At 44.5% G+C, this 19,445-nt stretch carries 20 protein-coding genes; 4 read left to right on the plus strand and 16 right to left on the minus strand.

Annotated elements, in window-relative coordinates; all coding sequences use genetic code 11:
• Positions 1-255: 255 nt before the first annotated feature.
• From FZD51_RS11015 to FZD51_RS11035, 5 genes are all read right to left on the minus strand, one after another.
• A complete protein-coding gene (locus tag FZD51_RS11015) occupies positions 256-1,041 on the minus strand; it encodes an RQC-minor-1 family DNA-binding protein (RefSeq protein ID WP_148974808.1) in 786 nt (261 codons plus the stop codon).
• A gap of 24 nt (positions 1,042-1,065) precedes the next feature.
• The gene (locus tag FZD51_RS11020; RefSeq protein ID WP_262380873.1) at positions 1,066-1,944 is read right to left on the minus strand and encodes a DUF1835 domain-containing protein; all 879 of its coding nucleotides are present in this window, start codon (positions 1,942-1,944) and stop codon (positions 1,066-1,068) included.
• Positions 1,945-2,030: 86 nt separating this feature from the next.
• Positions 2,031-3,698: an SWIM zinc finger family protein gene (locus FZD51_RS11025; protein ID WP_148974809.1), complete on the minus strand. Its 1,668-nt coding sequence runs from the start codon at positions 3,696-3,698 to the stop codon at positions 2,031-2,033.
• A gap of 107 nt (positions 3,699-3,805) precedes the next feature.
• Positions 3,806-4,942 carry an anti-sigma factor C-terminal domain-containing protein gene (locus FZD51_RS11030; protein WP_148974810.1) on the minus strand — a complete coding sequence of 379 codons (1,137 nt, stop codon included), beginning with the start codon at positions 4,940-4,942 and terminating at the stop codon, positions 3,806-3,808.
• Positions 4,935-5,438: a sigma-70 family RNA polymerase sigma factor gene (locus tag FZD51_RS11035; protein ID WP_148974811.1), complete on the minus strand. Its 504-nt coding sequence runs from the start codon at positions 5,436-5,438 to the stop codon at positions 4,935-4,937. Before FZD51_RS11035 ends, FZD51_RS11030 begins: the two co-directional genes overlap by 8 nt.
• Before the next feature lie 251 nt (positions 5,439-5,689).
• Between FZD51_RS11035 and FZD51_RS11040 the strand changes: the two genes are divergently transcribed.
• Both FZD51_RS11040 and FZD51_RS11045 read left to right on the plus strand, forming a co-directional pair.
• Positions 5,690-6,976 carry a phytoene desaturase family protein gene (locus FZD51_RS11040; protein ID WP_148974812.1) on the plus strand — a complete coding sequence of 429 codons (1,287 nt, stop codon included), beginning with the start codon at positions 5,690-5,692 and terminating at the stop codon, positions 6,974-6,976.
• Positions 6,966-7,826, plus strand: coding sequence for an RNA polymerase sigma-70 factor (locus FZD51_RS11045; protein ID WP_148974813.1), 861 nt, complete (start codon positions 6,966-6,968; stop codon positions 7,824-7,826). Before FZD51_RS11040 ends, FZD51_RS11045 begins: the two co-directional genes overlap by 11 nt.
• Positions 7,827-7,887: 61 nt before the next feature.
• On the opposite strand, the gene FZD51_RS11050 is transcribed toward FZD51_RS11045, so the two are convergent.
• A complete protein-coding gene (locus FZD51_RS11050) occupies positions 7,888-8,448 on the minus strand; it encodes a hypothetical protein (RefSeq protein ID WP_262380874.1) in 561 nt (186 codons plus the stop codon).
• A gap of 283 nt (positions 8,449-8,731) precedes the next feature.
• Here FZD51_RS11050 and FZD51_RS11055 point away from each other — a divergent pair, with 283 nt between their 5' ends.
• Complete coding sequence (locus FZD51_RS11055) at positions 8,732-9,376, plus strand: GGDEF domain-containing protein (protein ID WP_148974814.1); 645 nt, start codon at positions 8,732-8,734, stop codon at positions 9,374-9,376.
• 74 nt (positions 9,377-9,450) lie between these two features.
• Here FZD51_RS11055 and FZD51_RS11060 read toward each other — a convergent pair whose 3' ends face one another.
• Entirely contained in the window at positions 9,451-10,554 is a 1,104-nt protein-coding gene (locus FZD51_RS11060; protein ID WP_148974815.1) for a DUF4236 domain-containing protein, read from the minus strand.
• Between the two features lie 108 nt (positions 10,555-10,662).
• Here FZD51_RS11060 and FZD51_RS26395 point away from each other — a divergent pair, with 108 nt between their 5' ends.
• Positions 10,663-11,382, plus strand: coding sequence for an excalibur calcium-binding domain-containing protein (locus FZD51_RS26395; RefSeq protein WP_262380875.1), 720 nt, complete (start codon positions 10,663-10,665; stop codon positions 11,380-11,382).
• Positions 11,383-11,467: 85 nt separating this feature from the next.
• On the opposite strand, the gene FZD51_RS11070 is transcribed toward FZD51_RS26395, so the two are convergent.
• The 9 genes from FZD51_RS11070 to FZD51_RS11110 form a co-directional block, all read right to left on the minus strand.
• Complete coding sequence (locus FZD51_RS11070; RefSeq protein WP_148974817.1) at positions 11,468-11,800, minus strand: antibiotic biosynthesis monooxygenase family protein; 333 nt, start codon at positions 11,798-11,800, stop codon at positions 11,468-11,470.
• A gap of 82 nt (positions 11,801-11,882) precedes the next feature.
• Positions 11,883-12,518, minus strand: coding sequence for an O-methyltransferase (locus tag FZD51_RS11075; RefSeq protein WP_148974818.1), 636 nt, complete (start codon positions 12,516-12,518; stop codon positions 11,883-11,885).
• A gap of 163 nt (positions 12,519-12,681) precedes the next feature.
• A complete protein-coding gene (locus FZD51_RS11080; RefSeq protein ID WP_148974819.1) occupies positions 12,682-13,710 on the minus strand; it encodes a siderophore ABC transporter substrate-binding protein in 1,029 nt (342 codons plus the stop codon).
• Between the two features lie 196 nt (positions 13,711-13,906).
• The gene (locus FZD51_RS11085; RefSeq protein ID WP_101551400.1) at positions 13,907-14,674 is read right to left on the minus strand and encodes an iron ABC transporter ATP-binding protein; all 768 of its coding nucleotides are present in this window, start codon (positions 14,672-14,674) and stop codon (positions 13,907-13,909) included.
• Entirely contained in the window at positions 14,671-15,627 is a 957-nt protein-coding gene (locus FZD51_RS11090; RefSeq protein WP_148974820.1) for an iron chelate uptake ABC transporter family permease subunit, read from the minus strand. Before FZD51_RS11090 ends, FZD51_RS11085 begins: the two co-directional genes overlap by 4 nt.
• Positions 15,614-16,570 carry an ABC transporter permease gene (locus FZD51_RS11095; RefSeq protein WP_148974821.1) on the minus strand — a complete coding sequence of 319 codons (957 nt, stop codon included), beginning with the start codon at positions 16,568-16,570 and terminating at the stop codon, positions 15,614-15,616. The genes FZD51_RS11090 and FZD51_RS11095 overlap by 14 nt, the downstream gene beginning before the upstream one ends.
• A gap of 274 nt (positions 16,571-16,844) precedes the next feature.
• Positions 16,845-17,606 carry a transposase gene (locus FZD51_RS11100; protein ID WP_187445710.1) on the minus strand — a complete coding sequence of 254 codons (762 nt, stop codon included), beginning with the start codon at positions 17,604-17,606 and terminating at the stop codon, positions 16,845-16,847.
• Positions 17,607-17,773: 167 nt separating this feature from the next.
• A complete protein-coding gene (locus FZD51_RS11105) occupies positions 17,774-18,505 on the minus strand; it encodes a plasmid pRiA4b ORF-3 family protein (RefSeq protein WP_187445711.1) in 732 nt (243 codons plus the stop codon).
• 193 nt (positions 18,506-18,698) lie between these two features.
• The gene (locus FZD51_RS11110; protein WP_148974823.1) at positions 18,699-19,400 is read right to left on the minus strand and encodes a hypothetical protein; all 702 of its coding nucleotides are present in this window, start codon (positions 19,398-19,400) and stop codon (positions 18,699-18,701) included.
• Positions 19,401-19,445 lie beyond the last annotated feature (45 nt).

The raw sequence follows: 19,445 nt of genomic DNA on the forward strand, positions 1-19,445 counted from the left end.
AAGAAAAAGTTCATTCTCTCTGTATACAAAATCATGCACTTTCTGATTGCCCTGGTTAACCTATTCATTTCTCGGTCGTATTCAGAAGTAGAGAAAACCATTCCTGTTTTCCCCGCTCTCTTGCAAGCCTTGCAAATATGCTGCCTGTGGCCCTTCCCGCTAAACTTTTCATTAGGCTTATCCATGCCGCATCCTATGCAAAAATGCCCGTGCTTTTTCTTCTTTCCCAATTGCTATTGCTCCTTATCTACAATCCTAATGCTCCCTATCGAAAAACTTTTCCAACTCGCGTGATTCCCGGCATCCGCTGCACCTCTTCGGAAATGCAAAACCCTTCTGTTTAAAAAATTGCTGTTCACCGATAGAAAAAGTGAATCTATCTCCGCACTCATAGCATTTTAATAGAAGATCTTGAGGAGCTGAACCTAATAAAGCTTCATCCAGTATCCTTTTTCGTTCCTTGGCTGCCTTGCCATCCTCCTGCTTATTATCTTCGAGCAGATTAATGGTTTCCCTAATTGCGGCGCGGACTTTTTTATATTCATTTTTTTCCCATAACCGCAAGTAAGGGATAAATTCTTTGTTTCCGGATTCCTTGATTTTTTCCAACATCAAAAGGATCATCCCGCGGTTCCGATCCTTTAAATACAGCATATCCGGTTCCAGTACTCCCTGGTGGATCCAGTCCTTCCATTCATAGATCAGTTCATCGGCCATCTGGTCAGCTTCAATCAGCCAGCCCCTCTCCGTAAACACAATCATCGGGAGTTTCCCCTGATACTCTATATCCAGAAAGTCATGGTCCAGCATCCAGTCAATTTTCCCCATCACTTCTTCCAGCTTTTCTGCCCGGTAATAACCGTAAACAGGGGACTTGTCCACTCCAAGCTTCAGCACCTTTTTCTCTTTTGAACCCTTCAAAATCTTGGCAAGAAGTGTCCTGCCTCCCTGAAGAATGATTTCATCTGCGCCCCTCAAAATAGCTTTTATTTCGCCATGAGATAAATCTGGCATATGAATGACAACTCCTTTTTGAGCCATGGGGACAGACCCCCTGGCCCACTTTCAAAACGAGCCAAGGGACCTGTCCCCCTGGCGCAGCCTCACACTATAAAACCTCATCGCCAGCAGGCTGCCTTCCGCCTCGAATACGCCTGCTGCTATCATTTTCTTCAATCGGTATTCAAGAAATCCATCCCCTACATACTGATCCAAACGCCCAAGCACGTCGCCAATCAGCCTTGCTGATTTCATGAAGTCCTTTTCCTTTTGCTTGGCATGCATCTTTTTGGCTCTGCTTTTTATAAATGTATCATAGTAGTCTTCCGGAAAGCTGTGGATCACCTGGTTTCTCCATACCCTTAGATTTGCTCTATCTTCTGAAAGTGTCAGCCACTCTTTTTCCAGATGTTCTCTATCATGGTCTGTTAACCTTTTTCCATGTGGACCTTCCCAAATCAGCTTAAGCATCTCTGGGGATATTTCACCTGTATGCAATGGGGTAAATTTCTCTTTTTTATCAGGAAACAGTTCTTCATATGCTTCTGTTGTGTTAATCGTTGTAATATCTATATCCTTTTCCATCAAAAGATACACAACAAACTGCAATCCCGTCTGCTCGTGGGCATTATCAGCATGCCAGATAATGACATGCGAGCCTTCAGGTATATCCTGTATCTGTATGATCGTCTTCTCAAACTTTTCCTGATATTCAGGATATTCCTCATAATCATCTCTGATTAAATCCTTCATCCATTCCATCCTGTTTTCTCTCCCGCTCTCTTCATGCAGCATCCAGACAGGACCAACTGAAAAAATGTCCCTAAAAAACAAAACCCTCTCCTGCTCAAAAATACCCATATCCCTAAAGGCATTTTTCAAAGATCCAGCAGGGGACTCCCCAAACAAAATATGTATGCGATTCAAACCTCTCTCTTGTCCCATGCTTGACCTCCTTCCCTTGAGCCAGGGGGACAGACCCCCTGGCCCAGTCTGAAAACGAGCCAAGGGGTCTGTCCCCCTGGCTCACATCACCGTATCTTCTCCAGCTCATCCAAAAACGCCGGCTTTCTTTTATTATCTTCCATCAGCGTTTCAATAATTTCAGCCTGTTCCGGCTTTCCGACAATTTTCTTGAAACTATTTAACTTCCGGCAAACTTCCCGATATTGGCTTCGGTTGGATGCAGATTTTGATTCATTATAGATATATGCTCTGTATATCCCGGTAACTTCTTCCTTATAATGTTTTGCGAGCTTTCCGGCATATCTTTCAATATAGCTGGGATTTTTCCGGACAAAGATCATAAGCTCTTCCGTATCGTTTTCCTTTTCTATCAATTGAAGCAGCAGGCGTTCACTAAGCCATCTATTATTCCCCTTCAGCTCTTCCTTAAGCTCCTCATAAAACCGTTCATTCTCTTTTCCAAGCTCTTTCAGCTCCCCGTACAAGCCAAAGTCGCCATCTAAAAACATCTCTCTCGCCAATGATTGCTGCTCTTCTTTCCTTCCAAGGTCTTTATACGCTTTGTACCGGTATTCCTTCCAATTGGTTACCAGTCCAGGATACTCTCTATCCTGGTCCTCTCCAGCCAAAGAAACTTCGATGACTTTTTCATAATGGCTTTCCTCCAGATATTTCTCCAGCAGCTGCTTTCTAAAGGAGGAAAAGTGCAGATGCTCCTGCATAAACTTCATCGCTTCCTCTGCCGGCCCATACTGATCAAGCAGCTGGTATAACAGCTGAAGCAGGTTTTCCTTCCTGTATTTCGAATACCTATCATCCGGCGCTTCTCTTAGTAGCTGGGACTCAATAATATTTCTTAATTGTTCTCTATAATAATCAGTCGAGGCAAATATCAGACAAATTTGGAGAAGGTCAATCTGGAATTCGTCCCAGCCATCAAACATGTTACTATTTGCAGCCTTCAATAGCTTGTTGAACACCACTTCCCCCTGGTCACTTCCAGCAGCATCCATGGCGATTTCCTCAATCTTCTCGAGAGTCCCCTTGATTAGAAAACCAACGTCCCCATCTGAATCATCTGTATATTGAAAGGAAGCTATAGCTTCCTCCAGAAGTAACAAAGAAATATCTGCAGCCAGCTCCGGATCACTGACATCACCCGCTTTTTCGAGGACTGTTTCCAGCTCAACCGTAAACCGGCCAGCGTTTCTGGAAGTAATAAACCCGCCCCTGCCTTTATACTCCCTCACAATATCCTTGATCAGCTTTTTGCATGCCTTCAGCTCTTGTTCACTGTCCCCCTCTACATATTTCATTAAGAGTTTTCTTTCAAGCCCTTTATCATGAAAGGTCGCTTCCATGATGATGTGAATTAATTCTTCCTTTGATAAATCAGTCAGGATATCTTTCAGAACCGGAACTTTCTCAGTTTTTTTCACTGCCCTTTGTTCCGTCCTAACTCCATCCAACATTCCCGCCAGCTGATAAAAAGCTGCAGCCTGGTGCTTGCAGATCGGGCCATAGTCATAGGGACAATCACATTCCGAATCGGCAATCTCCCCATCTTCCTCAATCTCTACCCAAACCTCATACATATCCGTCCCCTCCGCTTGGAAAAAATACTTATTTTCAGCATTGGTTTCTATATGCTCCAGGCGCCCGTCTATATAATAATCATGCCCTCTGTCGAGAATCGTGGCATCAATTGCATTTTTAAAATTGCTTAATTTCATGTCCCATCCTCCCTTATGGGCCGGGGGGACAGACCCCCTGGCCCATTCTCAAAACGGGCCGAGGGACCTGTCCCCCTGGCTCTCGAGGCATCCCTGCCACCGCTCCCCTACCAATTCCACAGCCTCTTCTCCCCTATCTTCGCGCTCCCCACCCAATCTTCCTCTTTCAGCTTCAAGAGTTCCTTCGATGGGCCGGTTACAACTGCACCGTAGAGCCGGACGCCATTTTTTTCAACGTAATCGATCTTGGCTATCAGCTCTTCTTTTGATTGCCAGTGGAGATGCTCGGTCCTGCCCCGGTATTCCTCAATCAAGTGAAGGGCCTTCAAAAATTCCGCTTCCCTTTTTTCACCGTCTCCATATGACTTCATGCTTTCTGTTTCGCTGGTCTCTGCCGAATATCCTCCTAATAATCCTTTTTTCTCTTCTTTTGATACTGTCTTAAAGTCAGACCTGAAACCATAACCCATATACGGGAATCCAAAGGGCTCAGAGGGTCCTATCGGATTGCTCTCACGCTCGTTTTCCCGCCCTGTATCCGCAGCCATCCAGACGGGCATCATCTCTTTATCTTCCATCTTTTTCAAAAATTCGTCTGTGCTCATATAATCTGTGAAGGTGATATACAATTCCGAGACCGTTCCTTCGGGTAATTTTTCCAGCTGATCGAAACCATCCTGGATTCTATAATTCACAACGTTCTCCGGATAAAAGAAAAATGGTCTTTCTGAAAGGCTATCCGGCAGATCGACAGTGAAAAAGCCAAACAGGAATTTCGTCTGGAACTGCACCACCGTTTCGCTTTCCCTTCCTATCATCTTCCGAAGCTCGCCCTCATAGTCCATGGTAAAAACACCGCCGTTCATCGAGGTGCTTCCGATTGTTATATTCGGCTGGGTCGTTTCAACAGCCGCCTTGATGACATCCGAATAAACGTCCTGACGGCTGGGACTTCCCCAAGAATAAAAAATAGCCGAGGTAACCCAGCCGACAATCAGAAACAGCAGAAGCAGCGATAAAGCCGTCCACGCATTCTGCAGGCGGGCCTTCCACTTTCCTTTCTTTACCAGCTTCTTCTCAAGTGAAGGTCCCTTTTCCGGTTCCTCTTCCGAACCCATCAATGAATCTAAATAGGATTGATATAATTCCATTTTATCCAATTCTTTTTCCACTTCTTCAGTTTCTTCCTTAGAAAGCAGCCCATTACTATAATCCTCAAGCTTTTTCTTAAAATCCTCACTCATCTTCTTCACCCCTCTCAAAATCGCGCAGCTTCTTCCTCGCCCGGAACACCAGCAATCTTGTATTGGATTCTGATACACCTAAGATTTCTGACGCTTCCCTGTATGTAAAATCATGCACGGTCACAAGAAGCAATGCCTGCTTATGCGGCTCCGGCAGCCTCTGCATCCGTACTATCACCTCGCCTAGCTTTTCCTGCTGAAAAACGAGATGCTCCACAGATGCTCCATTGTCCTTCAGCCCAGTGAAAAACTCATCAGATGTAATGCTTTCTTTCTTCCGCTTCCGGATATGGTCTATATACGCATTCTGAGCAACCCGGAAAAGCCACGGCCTGACCTTCTCATCATGCAAATCTTCAATATGCAAATACGCGCGGTAAAACGTCTCCTGCATCATATCCTCCGCAGTAGCCCGATCCGCAGACAGAGACAGCAAATAGCGCAGCACATCCCTCGCATACTCCTCATACAAACCATCCAAAGTCAACTTCGCCATTCGCCACCCCCCTCTGCAGTATACACGGATGAAAAAGGAAATTGTTTCATGAGAAATAACATTTTTTGTTTGGGCCGGGGGGCTGGGTTCCTGGCCCGGATTAGGGCAGGGCCAGGGGGTCAGGTCCCCTGGCCCAATTTCAAAAAGAGCCAGGGGACCTGTCCCCTTGGCTCAAAAGATCCGCGGCTCGCAGGTCACAAATCTCCCCGTTCAACCGTCTTAAAAATGAATTCAAATCAGGAGGGATATTTATGACTCAGAATCATTGGGATGCAGTCATCATAGGCGGCGGTTTAGCCGGCCTTGTTTCAGCAGCTGTTTTAGGAAAAGCCGGGATGAAGACTCTGCTGCTTGAAAAAGCGAAATCTGCCGGGGGACGCGCAAAAACGGATATCGTCAGCGGTCAGTATTTTAATATTGGACCGCATGCCATTTATAAAAATGGCAAGGCTGTGCCCATCCTCAAAGAATTGGGTGTAGAGATTAATGGCAGTGCCCCTAAGATAGGCGGTTTGTTAATGGATGGCCACGAATGTTTTACGGCGCCTTTTTCACCAACCGGATTCCTGCAATCAAAGCTTTTAAACTGGAGAGAAAAAATAGAATGGATAGGGATTCTGCGCAGGGTTCAGAAGCTGAAGCCAGGCCAATTCAGCAACCTCACCTTCCAGCAGTTCGTGGACGAAACAACACAGACACCTAATATCCAGAAGCTTCTTTTTACACTTGGCCGTCTTGTGAGCTACTCCCATGCTCCTGAGCAAATCAGCGCACGCGTCATGCTGGCCCACATGCAAATCGGCATGGGCGGGGTAATCTATGTGGATGATGGGTGGCAATCCATTATTGATCAGCTGTACAACCAAGCCGTCACAAACAATGTTCAAATTCAGACCAGTGCAAATGTGAATAAGCTTACTGCATTGGACAACGGCGAGTGGCAGGTGGCCGTACACAATCATGAACCCATCCTTTGCCAAAACATCATTTATACCGGCCCCCCTCAAGCACTGAGTGGTCTGCTCAGCGAATCCAGCCAGCTCCCTTTCAATCAATTTGAACCGATCAAAGCGGCTGCATTGGATGTTGCATTAACCAAGCTTCCCAATCCGGAAAACCTATTTGCAATGGGAATTGATGCACCCTACTATTATTCTGTTCACTCTAACTATGCCCGGTTGTCACAGAAAGGAGAAAGCACCATTCTCCATGTGCTGAAATACCACCATCCCAATGAGTCCATTGATGCTACTGAAGAAAAAAGGAAGCTGGAGAATTTTTTAGAGGTATTACAGCCTGGCTGGCAGAAATATATCATTACGAAGAGATGCCTTCCGCAAATAACGGTGAATGGCCGATTGCCAAAGACCGGAGACGAATTACTATTTTTCCGCGGCCAGGCCATCCTGCCGGGACTCTATACTGCGGGAGATTGGGCTTCAGCATCTTTCATCCTGTCTGAAGCTGCAGCAGAAAGCGGAAAACAGGCCGCTTTGGAAGTGATCGATAAAGAAATGAGGATCAAGCATGCAAATTAGCAATGAGGATTATGTGCTGTATAAGCCGTTATTATTTTCTCTCGGCTACCGCATGACCGGCTCCGTCTCAGAAACAGAAGATCTGATCCAGGAAACCTTCCTCCGGGCCTATCAGCTGCCTGAACTGGAGGTTGAGAACAAGAAGGCTTATTTATGCAGGATGATGACAAACCGCTGCATTGATTTTTTAAGATCTGCCAAGGTAAAAAGAGAGCAGTACATCGGTCCCTGGAACCCGGAACCCCTCCTGCAGCCCGGAGACCAGCGCACCGATCCATCGGAAATCCTTATGGAAAAGGAGTATTTAAGCATCGCCTATTTACGGATGATGGAGCATCTCACCCCGCATGAGCGGGCTGTTCTGCTGCTGCGGGAAGCATTCGGTTTTTCATATTCGGAGATTAGCAGAATGATTGAAAAAACAGAAGAAAACTGCCGCAAACTGTTCAGCCGCTCCAAGCAGAAAATGGCGGCAGCAGAAGGAGAAAGCCTGGATTATCAAAGGAACCTCTCACTGATCCAGCGCTTCATCCTCGCCTTCCAAACAGAGCGTACAGAAGACCTGCTCGAACTCATCTCAGAAAATGTCACACTCTACTCCGACGGCGGCGGAAAAGTCAAAGCCGCAGTACGCCCGATTCTCACTCGCCAGCGGGTATTGGCCTTCTTACAGGGAATTACACGTAATTTACCCGATGAAGTGCAGTTCACTCTCACCACTGTCAATGCCCAGCCTGCCATGGTCAACTACATGAACGGCCGCATCCACAGCACAATAAGCTTTTCAATCTTTGATAATTGTATTGCAGAGATTTATATTACTATGAATCCGGAGAAGCTTGGGGGATAGAGCCAGGGGGACAGACCCCCTGGCCCAATTCAAAAAGAGCCATGGGGACAGACACCGTGGCTCAAAATTGAACTGGACTATAAAGGCCAAAAATAATAGCCACAACGAATGAAAGGATAACAGCAATAGCCATTTGCTTGCCAGTTTTATAAAAGATGATGCATAGAACCATATACATCATTAACTCTTCTACATAAGATACATACACATAAAATAGACCTATTCCCAGGGAAAGGCTTAATAAAAGTCCCATCGGGAGAGCTGGCAGGACAAACGCTAGACGCGGGCCATTCTTAGCTTTCCAAACAACAATTGCCAAGAAAGGCGAGGCAATCGCTGCACTGCCCCACAGAAGAAAATAACTCGTTGGAAAAAATCCGAATAAATAGGCGGAGTACACATAATAACTTATCAGCATGCCGATGAAGAACAGGAACGTATTCAGAGCCGCTCGTAACAATGTTTTACTATACGCAGCCAAAATGGTCCCGATCAACACCCAAATGCCGAGCCTTGTAAAAATATCCCCTGAATAGCTTAGAAAATAACTCCCCCAATGCCCATCAACAGAGACTGTATCTAAATACTTGGCTATTGCCCCCAGTGCTATTCCAAAGACCAAGCTTAGTATATATCGGTATTTTACTAGTTAACTTATTCATTTGGCACCTCAATATGGGACGGAGCCCTCGTTTTGAACCACCGGGACAGACCCCCTGGCTCAGTCTCAAAAAGAGCCAACGGACCTGTCCCCTTGGCTCATTCTATAAATATCACTTTACCATAAAGAATTTTATAAAAGGAAAAACTTTCTTTAATTGTAAAAACTTTATATCTAAATAACAAATATCTACGAGCACATGATATGATATATACAAACTTTTCAACTACAAAGGTGAGCGATAATGAAGCATACTGGTAAAATCATCGGAAGTTTGAGTTTGTTATTATTTCACTCCGTATATATCCTCTATTACTATCTCCGTGATAGAGAAGTAGAGCCTCTGGATTTGTATACATATCCCTTATTAATCTGGTTTGGCTATTGGGCTGGCAAACAGTATGACAAAGTTAGATTTTATTCGGAGAAAGATGAACTGACAGGGACATACAATCGAAGATATATCTTAAGCAACTTTAAAAAATTATCTAACCTAACAGAAAGAATGAACAATAAACTTTTCGTAGTAATAGTTGATTGTGATAATTTTAAAGTGATTAATGACACCTTTGGGCATTTTACAGGCGATATGATTTTGACTAAAATCAGCAAAGCATTTGCTGAAACAGCAAGACAAAGTGATATCGTCGCCCGCTGGGGTGGTGACGAATTTCTGCTGATCGGACAATCCAATGACGAAACAGAAATGCAAACCGTTCTGCAAAAACTCGAAGAGAAAATAAAAGATCTATCTAAGGAAGTAAAAATGCCTATTACACTTTCTATTGGATCTGCCCTCTATCCAGATGACAGCAAAAACTTATTTGAGTTAATCAAGATTGCTGACCACCATATGTATAGCAGTAAGAATTCAAAGAAAGCCTTGTAGGAGCCAAGGGGTCAGGTCCACTGGCCCATTCTCAAAAAGAGCCAAGGGGCCTGTCCCCTTGGCTCTTCTTGGCTCTAATTTTGCACCGGTAACCTCTCCACTGCTACGAATCCGGCTGTTTTCTTGAATTTCATGTTATGGACAAAATTTTGCAACGAGTCTGAGCAATCTATTTGATCGAGGTTAAGCCTGTTCAAAGTGTTTTTATCTATCCTAACTGATAGAATTACCGATTTTTCTATATGCCCGGTAGCTGGATTGAGCTGATCATCCATGGCATGGATATAGACTGTATTTAACGGTAAAAGCGCGAACATATCCCGGGCTATTCTAAGAACACAGCTGCATACATAATCTTGCTGGATATCGTAGTATTTTCCTTTCGCCATTTTTCTTCTGGAGAGTTTCCCTGTTGGTGTCAAAGAAAGCTGATCATTTGGCACCACTTTTTCACTGTGTACATCGAATTCAACTTCCATTACATTGGGACTATCTGAAAAGAACTCAAACCCGCTTCCAAACTCCGCCAGATCATCCAACGGCGCAAATTCTTCTATCACCTGAAAATATGTATCTGTATCCCCTGCTAATACTCGTGCAGCAACCGAGCTATCTCTTTCCCACGAATTGTAATCTTCCTCATCCGCTCTTTTGGCTTCTTGGACTTCTTGCAACAGTTTTGCCAAATCCTTGCCTTGGCTTCCGAGCAGTTTAGACATAAAACCGGGTTTATAGTTGTTTACATTCTGGACGGCGATTTTCTCTCTTTCTCCCATTTCCCCCATTCTCTTCTGAAAAGGAGGAATCGAATTCTTGATTGCATGCCAATTAATCTCATCATCAGCTTCTTTATGAATGGAATGGATTCTTTCAATTGTATTTTCATAGCTTTCCACCGCTAGTTTGGCAGCTTCTAATTCGTTCAGTTTTTGTATTTCCTTTTGCCTAACCGCAAGTTCATCGTATCGGCGATAAGAAGAAGTCTTTCTTTTACGTCCCCCGCTAGAAGTGTAATACACTCCTGTACCTGGAATGCCGGCTGTAACCCTGCTTCCTGATCTTGAATTAACGCTATATCGCAATCCCTTCACACCAGCACTAACCCCAAGGCCTTTTGAACTAACATTTAATCGTACACCTGGTGCAACTTTAAAACTCTTTCTAAAACCAAGTCCCATAATTAATCACCTCTACTTCATTTTAATAGAACTCCGCAGAAAAAATACATTTTCTTCCAAAGCTATTATATGGTATCATGACTTTATTACCATTAGGGAGGCTACATCTTGAAGTTTGTAAAGTATATTTTCCTGATAATCATTATTCTACTGTTATTGATCTGTATAGCCATGTCCCCACAAGCATGGATAGGCATCATCATTTTCCTTGCAGGGTATTTTTTGAATAAACTCTATCAAAAAGGCAGGATTCAATTTTCCAAATCCAAATATCTAATGGCACTCGGTTTAATTTCAGCATTCATCCTGGTAGCCGCTTTCCCATCTGCTACATTGCCTGAAAAGGATAGTGCTGCGGATCTTAACGTAAGTAAGGTAGCAGCAACAGCTACTGTAGACGATAGTGTTGCTGAAAAAGAGGCTGCTGAGAATGCGAAAAAGGAAGAGGAGGCCGCTAAATTAGCTGAACAGAAGAAGCAGGATGAAGCTGAAAAAGCCGCTGAGCAAAAACGTCTTGAAGAAGAGAAAAAGAAAAAAGAACAGGAAGCTGCACTTGAGGCAGAGCGTAAAAGAAAAGACCAAGAAGCTGCATTAGAAGTGGAACGTAAACGCAAGGAGCAGGAAGCCGCATTGGAAGCAGAACGTAAACGCAAAGAACAAGAAGCTGCTGAAGCTGAGGCCGAACAGACAGCTGTACAAACAGAATCATTCGCGAATTGCACAGAATTAAGAGAAGTATATCCAGATGGAGTAGACTCCAACCATCCGGCTTATACTTCAAAGATGGACCGTGATAAGGATAATTGGGCATGCGAAAGAAGCAGATAATCTGCTTCTTTTTTTGTAGGAGCCAAGGGGTCAGGTCACCTGGCCCCATCTCAATAAAAAAAGCCAAGGGGCCTGTCCCCCTGGCTCACTCAACCACCGTATAATTCCCAATCTCCATATCTATAACATACTCCGGCTTCGGCGGCTTCCCGCCACTCTCTTTAATCTTATTCCTATGCCCCGCAATATGCTCCGGACTCTTCTCCCATGCCTTCCATGCTTCTTCTGACTCCCAGCGGATAATCATCACTACCTCTTCTTCTCCGCGGCGGGCATTCTTCACCATCAGCTCACGGCCAATGAATCCTTCTCGCTGCTCAATCAGTGATGGCCCTTCACCAGGCTTCTTTTGAAAACGATCAAGAATCTTATCAGCATTTCCTTCTGTCAATGTCCATTTGCGTATCTGTACAAACATTTATATCCCTCCAATTAGTAAGCCACAGGGACAGACCCCTTGGCCCAGTTTCAAAATGAGCCACGGTACCTGTCCCCTCGGCTCACTTCACTCTAGATACTGTCAGCCCATCCCCAATTGGCACCAATACAGATTCCAATCTCGGGTGGTCTGCAACAGCTTGATTGAACTTTTTCATAAATTCTGTATGCCGTGTTGGTTCTCTATCCTCATCCGCCACCGTACCTTTTGCGAGTACATTGTCACAAACGATCAATGCTCCCTCTTCCGCCAAATGAATGCAATGCTCCAGGTAGTTTTCGTAATTCTCTTTATCGGCATCTATGAAGAAGAAGTCGAACTTCTTATTGTCATCCACAAACCGGTCCAGGCTTTCCAAAGCAGGTCCAGTCAGATACGACACCCGTCCGCCAACCCCCGCTTTTTCCAGGTTACTATAGGCCAGCTGTGCATAACTTTCCACCAGTTCAAGTGAAGTCAATCTTCCTTCGCTGCCGAATCCTCTTGCAAGGCAAATTCCGCTGTACCCTCCAAGCGCCCCTATTTCAAGTACATTTTTAGCACCTGAGATGGATACCAGCATTGTCAGCACCTTTCCCGTAGATGGTGAGACAGAGATAGACCGCATCCCATTATCAACGATGGATGAAAGAACTTCCTCCAGCAGTGCATCCTCCTTATAAAACACCGAATCAATATAATGATTTATCTGCTTCAATGAAATCACTCCCTTATGTGCCGAGGGGACAGGTCCCCTGGCCATGTTTCAAAAAGAGCCAACGAACCCGACCCCCTGGCCCTGCTTCAAAAAGAGCCAACGGACCCGACCCTCTGGCTCAGTCTCAAAAAAGAGCCAAGGGAACCGACCCCTTGGCTCACTTTTATTTCAACTCAGCCAATACTTCTTCGATCTTCGCGAGTTCGGACTGGAGTCCGCCGCCGCCCAGGTACCAAAGAGGGCCGTCAAGGTAAACGATTTTTTTGTTTTTGTAAGCTTCTGTTTTCTTGACGATTTCGTTTTCCATATCCTTGTCGATATTCGATTCGCCGCCAATTGCCGCTGTCCGGTCGATGACGAATAATACCTGCGGGTCAAACTCAAGGATTGCTTCAAAACCGAAGTTTGAACCATGTGATGAAGATTCGATATCTTCTGTTACCGGCTTGAAGCCATAATTATCATAAATGTAGCCGTAGCGTGAGTTTGTAGCAAATCCGGACAGTTGCCCTTCGTTGTACATAGTCACTAATGAAGTTTCATAGTTTCCAGAAAGTTTGTTGACTTCCTCTAGAGCAGTATCGATTTTTGCAAGATACTCTTCAGCTTCAGCTTCTTTGCCGAACATTTTTGCTGCTAGATCGACAGATGATTCGAATGTGCCCCAGTAGTCTTCCTGCGAAGTTCCGACAAACACAACAGGAGCAATTTCTTTCAGCTCTTCGTAGAATGCTGATTGACGGCCGGAAATGAAGATCACATCCGGATCCAGTTCTGCGATGTCTTCAAGGAGAGGCTCTTTCAAGCCCCCTACGCTTGAATAATCATCAGAAGAATATTTCTCAAGGTGGGCTGGCAAAGTATTGTCTTTCGCAACGCCTGTGATTCCTTCAACACCAAGTGCATCCAGCGTATCCAGGAAACCGAAGTCAAATACGACGATATTGTCTGGCATTGTTTCAAATTCCACTTCATCAAAGTTATAAGGATCTGCGCCTTTATCTCCTTCAATTGAAGCCACTGTCGGAGATACCGTCATCGGATAAGCACCATTCTGCTCTTCTGCTGCCGCAGAAGTCTGCTCGGCTGCAGGCTTAACTTCTTTTTCTCCTGAAGCTTCCTCATCGGATCCACATGCTGCAAGCATGAGTGAAGCTGCTAGTAGTGCACTCGCGATTTTCCATTTTTTCATCTGTCGTTCTCCCCTTGCTATGTATTTGGTATTTGATGATGATAATCATTATCACTGATAACAATTCTCATTATAGAGCCGGTAAATCTCAAAGTCAACTAGATTTATAAATAATTTTGATTTTTTGTAAAAAAAAGACAATCTCCGCAAAACAGCCTTCTAGTAGACTATTTTGCAGAGACTGCCCATAAATTTTTCAAGCATGCGAATTAAAATAAACACAGATGCGGCATCCATTCTGCTCCTGAATAGGAATGTCCATATCGTAAATCTCGCGCAACGCATCAGAATTAATAATCTCATGGGTCTTCCCGTTCTTCACGAGCTTCCCATTTTTCAAAGCCACAATGCGGTCCGAATACACAGACGCAAAGTTAATATCATGCAGCACAATGACAACCGTTTTTCCAAGCTCATCAACGAGCCTGCGCAAAATTTTCATAATCTGGACAGAGTGCTTCATATCAAGGTTATTGAGCGGCTCATCAAGCAAAATATAATCCGTATCCTGGGCAATGACCATGGCAATGAACGCACGCTGCTTCTGCCCGCCTGACAGTTCATCCAGAAACTGATCCTGCATTTCCAGCAGATTCATATATTCCAGCGCCTGCTCAACGAGTTTTTCATCCTCGGCTGTCAGGCGGCCTTTTGAATACGGATAGCGGCCAAACGAAACCAGCTCGCGCACGGTCAAACGGACATTGATATAATTGGACTGCTTCAAAATGGATACGCGTTTGGCGAACCCATTGGACTTCCATTTTTTTATATTGTTTTTATCCAACAGAACTTCACCTGTATCTGAATCCAATAGACGGCTTACCATCGAAAGAAGCGTCGATTTACCAGCACCATTCGGCCCGATGAATGACGTAATCGTCCCCGGCTCGATTGTGACCGACACATCCTCCACAACAGGCTTTTTGCCAAAATGCTTTGTGAGACCCTTGATTTCTATCATCCTGCTGACCTGCTTTCTTTTAATAATAAGTAAATAAAGTAAACGCCGCCGACAAAATTGATAATCACACTTAAAGTGGTACGAAGTTCAAAAATATGTTCCACAAGGAATTGCCCGCCGACCAGGGCAATGATACTGATCAGGCTGGCACCCAATATCAGCACAGAATGCTTATAGGTCGCCAAAAATTGATAAGACAGATTGGCTACAATCAGGCCAAAGAACGTAATCGGCCCCACTAATGCGGTCGAAGTGGCAATCAGCACGGACGACAGGATCAGAATATTCATCACCATGCGGTCATAGTTGATGCCAAGATTCATCGCATTGTCGCGTCCAAGCGACATCACATCCAGCTGCCCCATGATTCGGAATCCGTAGATGAACGCCACGAGCAGGATGCCGGCCGCTATCATTAATAAATCAGATTTCACATTGGTAAAAGTCGCAAACAAGCGGCTTTGAAGGCTTAAATATTCAACTGGATCGATGATAACCTGCAGGAAAGTCACAAGGCTGCCGAGCAGCGTCCCGATGATCATCCCAATCAACAGAAGCAGATATATAGGATACTTATCAGCCCTGAATAAGAAGCGATAGAGCAGGAGCGCAAACAGGACCATCGCAAAAATCGCTGTGCCGAAATTCAAATATTTATTCAGCACCCAGACAGACATTGATCCGCCGAAAAAGTAGATCAGGGTCTGCACCACTTCATACATGGAGCCAAGCCCCATCATCGAAGGCGTCAGGATGCGGTTATGGGTGATCGTCTGGAACACGACGGTCGAATACGCTATCGCCGTTCCGGTTATCACCATCGCGGCTATTTTCATCATCCGCCTTGGGAAGGCGTAATCAAAGCCGCCTTTAATATCGTAAAAAGCATAGAATAATATACTAACAATGGCCAGCACGGCAAGGAATATCAGCTTCGTACTATTTTTTCGCATATGCTCTCCCCCTAAACAGCATAATTAAGAAGATCGCACTGCCGATTACTGCCACTGTTACATTGACCGGAATCTCGTATGGATGGATCACAATCCGCCCGATGATGTCGCAAATGAGCAGGAAAACAATCCCCAATAAAGCGGTATGCGGGATGGATTTGCGCAAATTATCGCCCAGATAAAGCGAAACGATATTCGGCACAATCAGCCCCAGGAACGGAATGACACCGACTGTCAGCACGACAGTTGTAGAAATAACGGCAACCAGGATAAGCCCTAGGTTCAGCACAACCTTATAGCTCAAGCCCAGATTCTTCGCAAAATCCTCGCCCATACCTGCCACCGTGAACTTATTCGCGTAAATATACGCCAGGATCACCGCTGGAACACTTATGTATAAAAGCTCATACCGGCCGGAAATCACTAACGTGAAGCTCCCCATCAGCCAGGAAGAAATATTCTGGAGCAGGTCTGCCTCATAAGCAAAAAACGTCGTGATCGAGGATAAAATATTCCCATACATAATCCCGACCAGCGGCACAAAAATAACATCCTTGAACTTCACCCGGTCGAGAATCTGCATGAAAACAAATGTCCCCGCCAAAGCAAACGCAAAGCTGAAAAGCACCTGCTGCGTATACGTCACATTCGTAAAAAACAGCATCGAAATCAAAATCCCCAGCTTCGCTGCATCCAGCGTACCGGCCGTCGTCGGCGACACAAACTTATTCCGGCTCAAAGACTGCATAATCAGACCGGCAATACTCATCCCCGCCCCAGCCAAAATGATCGCCATCAAACGCGGCACCCGGCTGATCAGGAAAATCTGCGCCTCATCCGACTCCCAATCAAGCAAATCACTGACCCTGATATCAATCGCCCCAATAAAAAGCGACACACCAGACAAAACCAAAGCTGCAATTCCCAAAACCCATAATTTCATAGCTAATCCTCTTATCATTCTCTGTTTCTATTATCAGTGTAACAGTTGATAATGATTATCATCCTTATTTAGTTTTTATTATATGACAAGGATTGGGAAAAATCAAAGGGGAATTTGGGCGGGTAGGGTGTGTGGGCCAGGGGGTCTGGCCCTCTGGCCCAATTTCTCCCATTGAGTCACGGTGAGCCAAGGGGTGAGCCAAGGGGTGAGCCAAAGGGTCAGGTCCCCCGGCCCAATTTTCCCAAAATGAGCCATGGTACCTGTCCCCACGGCTTCAACCCAATCGCTGAATCACACTTCTCGATACCCCCGTAACTCTCGATAATTGTCTGTCAGAGACTCCCTCTAGTCTTCTTAACTCTTTTAAAATCGTATTTCGCTGCGGTTTATTCATTTGCTGCAGCATACTGGTATGATGAATTCCGATTTCACGTATATAGCTGATCAGTTGTTCATCTGTTTTACGTGAGCGCGGGTTATCCTCCAGGCATTCATCCTGGTTTAGTGCAGTCATATATTCTTTAAATAAGGTTATGGATTCGTCTTTGTTTTGGGAGAATAATTTAAGGGCAGCCGCGGTGTTTAATGGGCTTGATGGGGAAGTATATTCATGGATACTGGTCCATTTACTGGAGAATGCAGTCCTGGCCAGACCAGCTTTCAGAGGGTTTTGGTGAATATAGCGGATTACTTTGAGGAAATAAGGTGTGGTTTCAACATTTTCACTTCGGAACCGGCCTTGAAACAAGTGCCCGCAGCGATCGTATTTTGTGTTATACCAATAAACATAGCTTGAGCTGAGGTTTTTGACTATATCCGATAAAGCTGTTTCTTTTTCTTTCAGCAGCAGGTGAACGTGGTTATCCATAAGGCAGTAAGCGAAAAGATCGAAATCATATTTCTTCTTATACTTCCATATCGTATAAATAAATCGCCGCCTGTCTTCATCATCTTCAAAAATCGTCTGCTTATTGATCCCCCTTAACATGACATGATATATGCCGGTCACACTCTTCTTCCTAGATTGTCTAGGCATTTGGCACCTCCATTCTCTAGCTGCAGGGACTGGCCATCCAGCCATGCAGTCCCTGGCTTTCATAATATCTATTCGACCAAGAGATGAAAACTCCTGCACGGGGGTGAGCCAGGGGGTCAGGTCCCTTGGCCCATTTAAAAAAGAGCCAAGGGGTCTGTCCCCCTGGCTCACTTCCGATACTTATCCTCAATTACCATATATCTTTCGTGGTTAATCTTATCCCACTCAGTTTTCTTGTAATTTAGCCCTTTTAAACTGTCATTGATCGAGGCAGGATCATATTCCCGAAAATACATCGATTCGGCCCAAACTTTCATGTCCTCATGCTCTGGATGCTTCTCATCCCGATAAGCTTCTAGAAATTCATAGAATCCATGCAGCCCGCCCACATCTTCAGGTGGTGCTGTTTCTGCTCCATCAAGCAGGGTTGGAAAACCAAAGTAGTAGTCATCGACAGTCTGATCAAGCTTCACGTTAAAACGCCAGCCGTCACCAAAATCATAGGAATATTTAATTTCCTTATATTTTTCCAGATAATCATCGATTTTTAAACCGCTAGGCTTGCGCACTTCAACCTTCAATCTTTCCTGACGATTCTTCTCAAAATCCAACATTTCCGCCGGCATTGATCTCAGCCGCTCTTCATACATGCCCTTGTTTTTCTTAAAATGCTGATGCTCAAGATAAGCTTCTTCATTATCTGTAACAATCCTCTGGTCCTCAATCAGGTCAAACTCAAAAAGATGATAACCGTCATAAGGATAACCACTACGAAAATTGGTCACATTCTGGATGACATCATGAAGCCTCTTATACGTCGCTCCCGCTGGCATGATGACTTTTCTCCATATTAATGGATTTGACCCTTCTAATTCTATTCTTATAATATATGATTTCAAGTTAAATTCGCCTCCATCTATTGGGTGGTGAGCCAGGGGGACAGGTCCCGTGGCTCATTCTGAAATTATGAGTAGCCGAAACAAACAGTGTTTTCTTTATTATACCCAATAAAGCGGAGCCATAGGGACAGGTCAAGTGGTTCAGTCTTAAAAAGAGCCAAGGGGTCTGTCCCCCCGGCTCCCCTCTGCTCGTTCAATCATATCTAGGTATTGCCGGAAGATACAACACAACAACTTGGGAAAGCAATGGCGGATAGTGTTTTATTCCTAAAGTGTGGAAAACTTCTTGATAATGGGTAAGCCACTGGTCTTTAGATGTCTTAATGTGAGTGTCATCATCTATAAATTGTACAAGTATTAACCATGTTGGAATATGCAGTTCTTGATTAAGGAGATATAGATATGCAAACCGATTCGCTAATTGATAGTATTCTTTCAGCCAAGGAGTTATAGGTGTAGTAGAACCAAATAGTTCTTGGGTAGACGCGATGGTTTCTGTAATTTGAGAGATACTTTGTAAGGAAGTAGCTTTGATTTTGGAGTGCGTTTCACGGAGATGTGATTTTGCTTCCACCATAATTAACCCTTTTCTGGTGATACCTTCAACCAGGCCTATCCCATCCCAAACTGGCCCGTTTTTAGCCCAGTGATCACGTATAAACCGTTTTGATTTTTTACACTCGTCTTCATCATCATAATATAGCTGTAAAAAGTCATCTTGATATTCCTTGTAATTTTCATGAGCAAGAGGAGACTTCCAGTTTATTTTTCTTTCTCCATGTATATAAGCTAATAGCGAAGGAGAGTGCGAGAAAATGTCTTGATTTAATGCCTCGCTATATTTATTTACGTAAGTTTGAAATTGGTGTTGGCTTCCTTTAACTGCTTCAGTCATAGCTCCCACCTGAATAAGCTTTTTTTATTTGCTGCCAAAAAATAC

The sequence above is a fragment of the Bacillus infantis genome (genome assembly GCF_008180445.1).
Taxonomy (GTDB): Bacteria; Bacillota; Bacilli; order Bacillales; family Cytobacillaceae; genus Bacillus_AB; species Bacillus_AB infantis_B.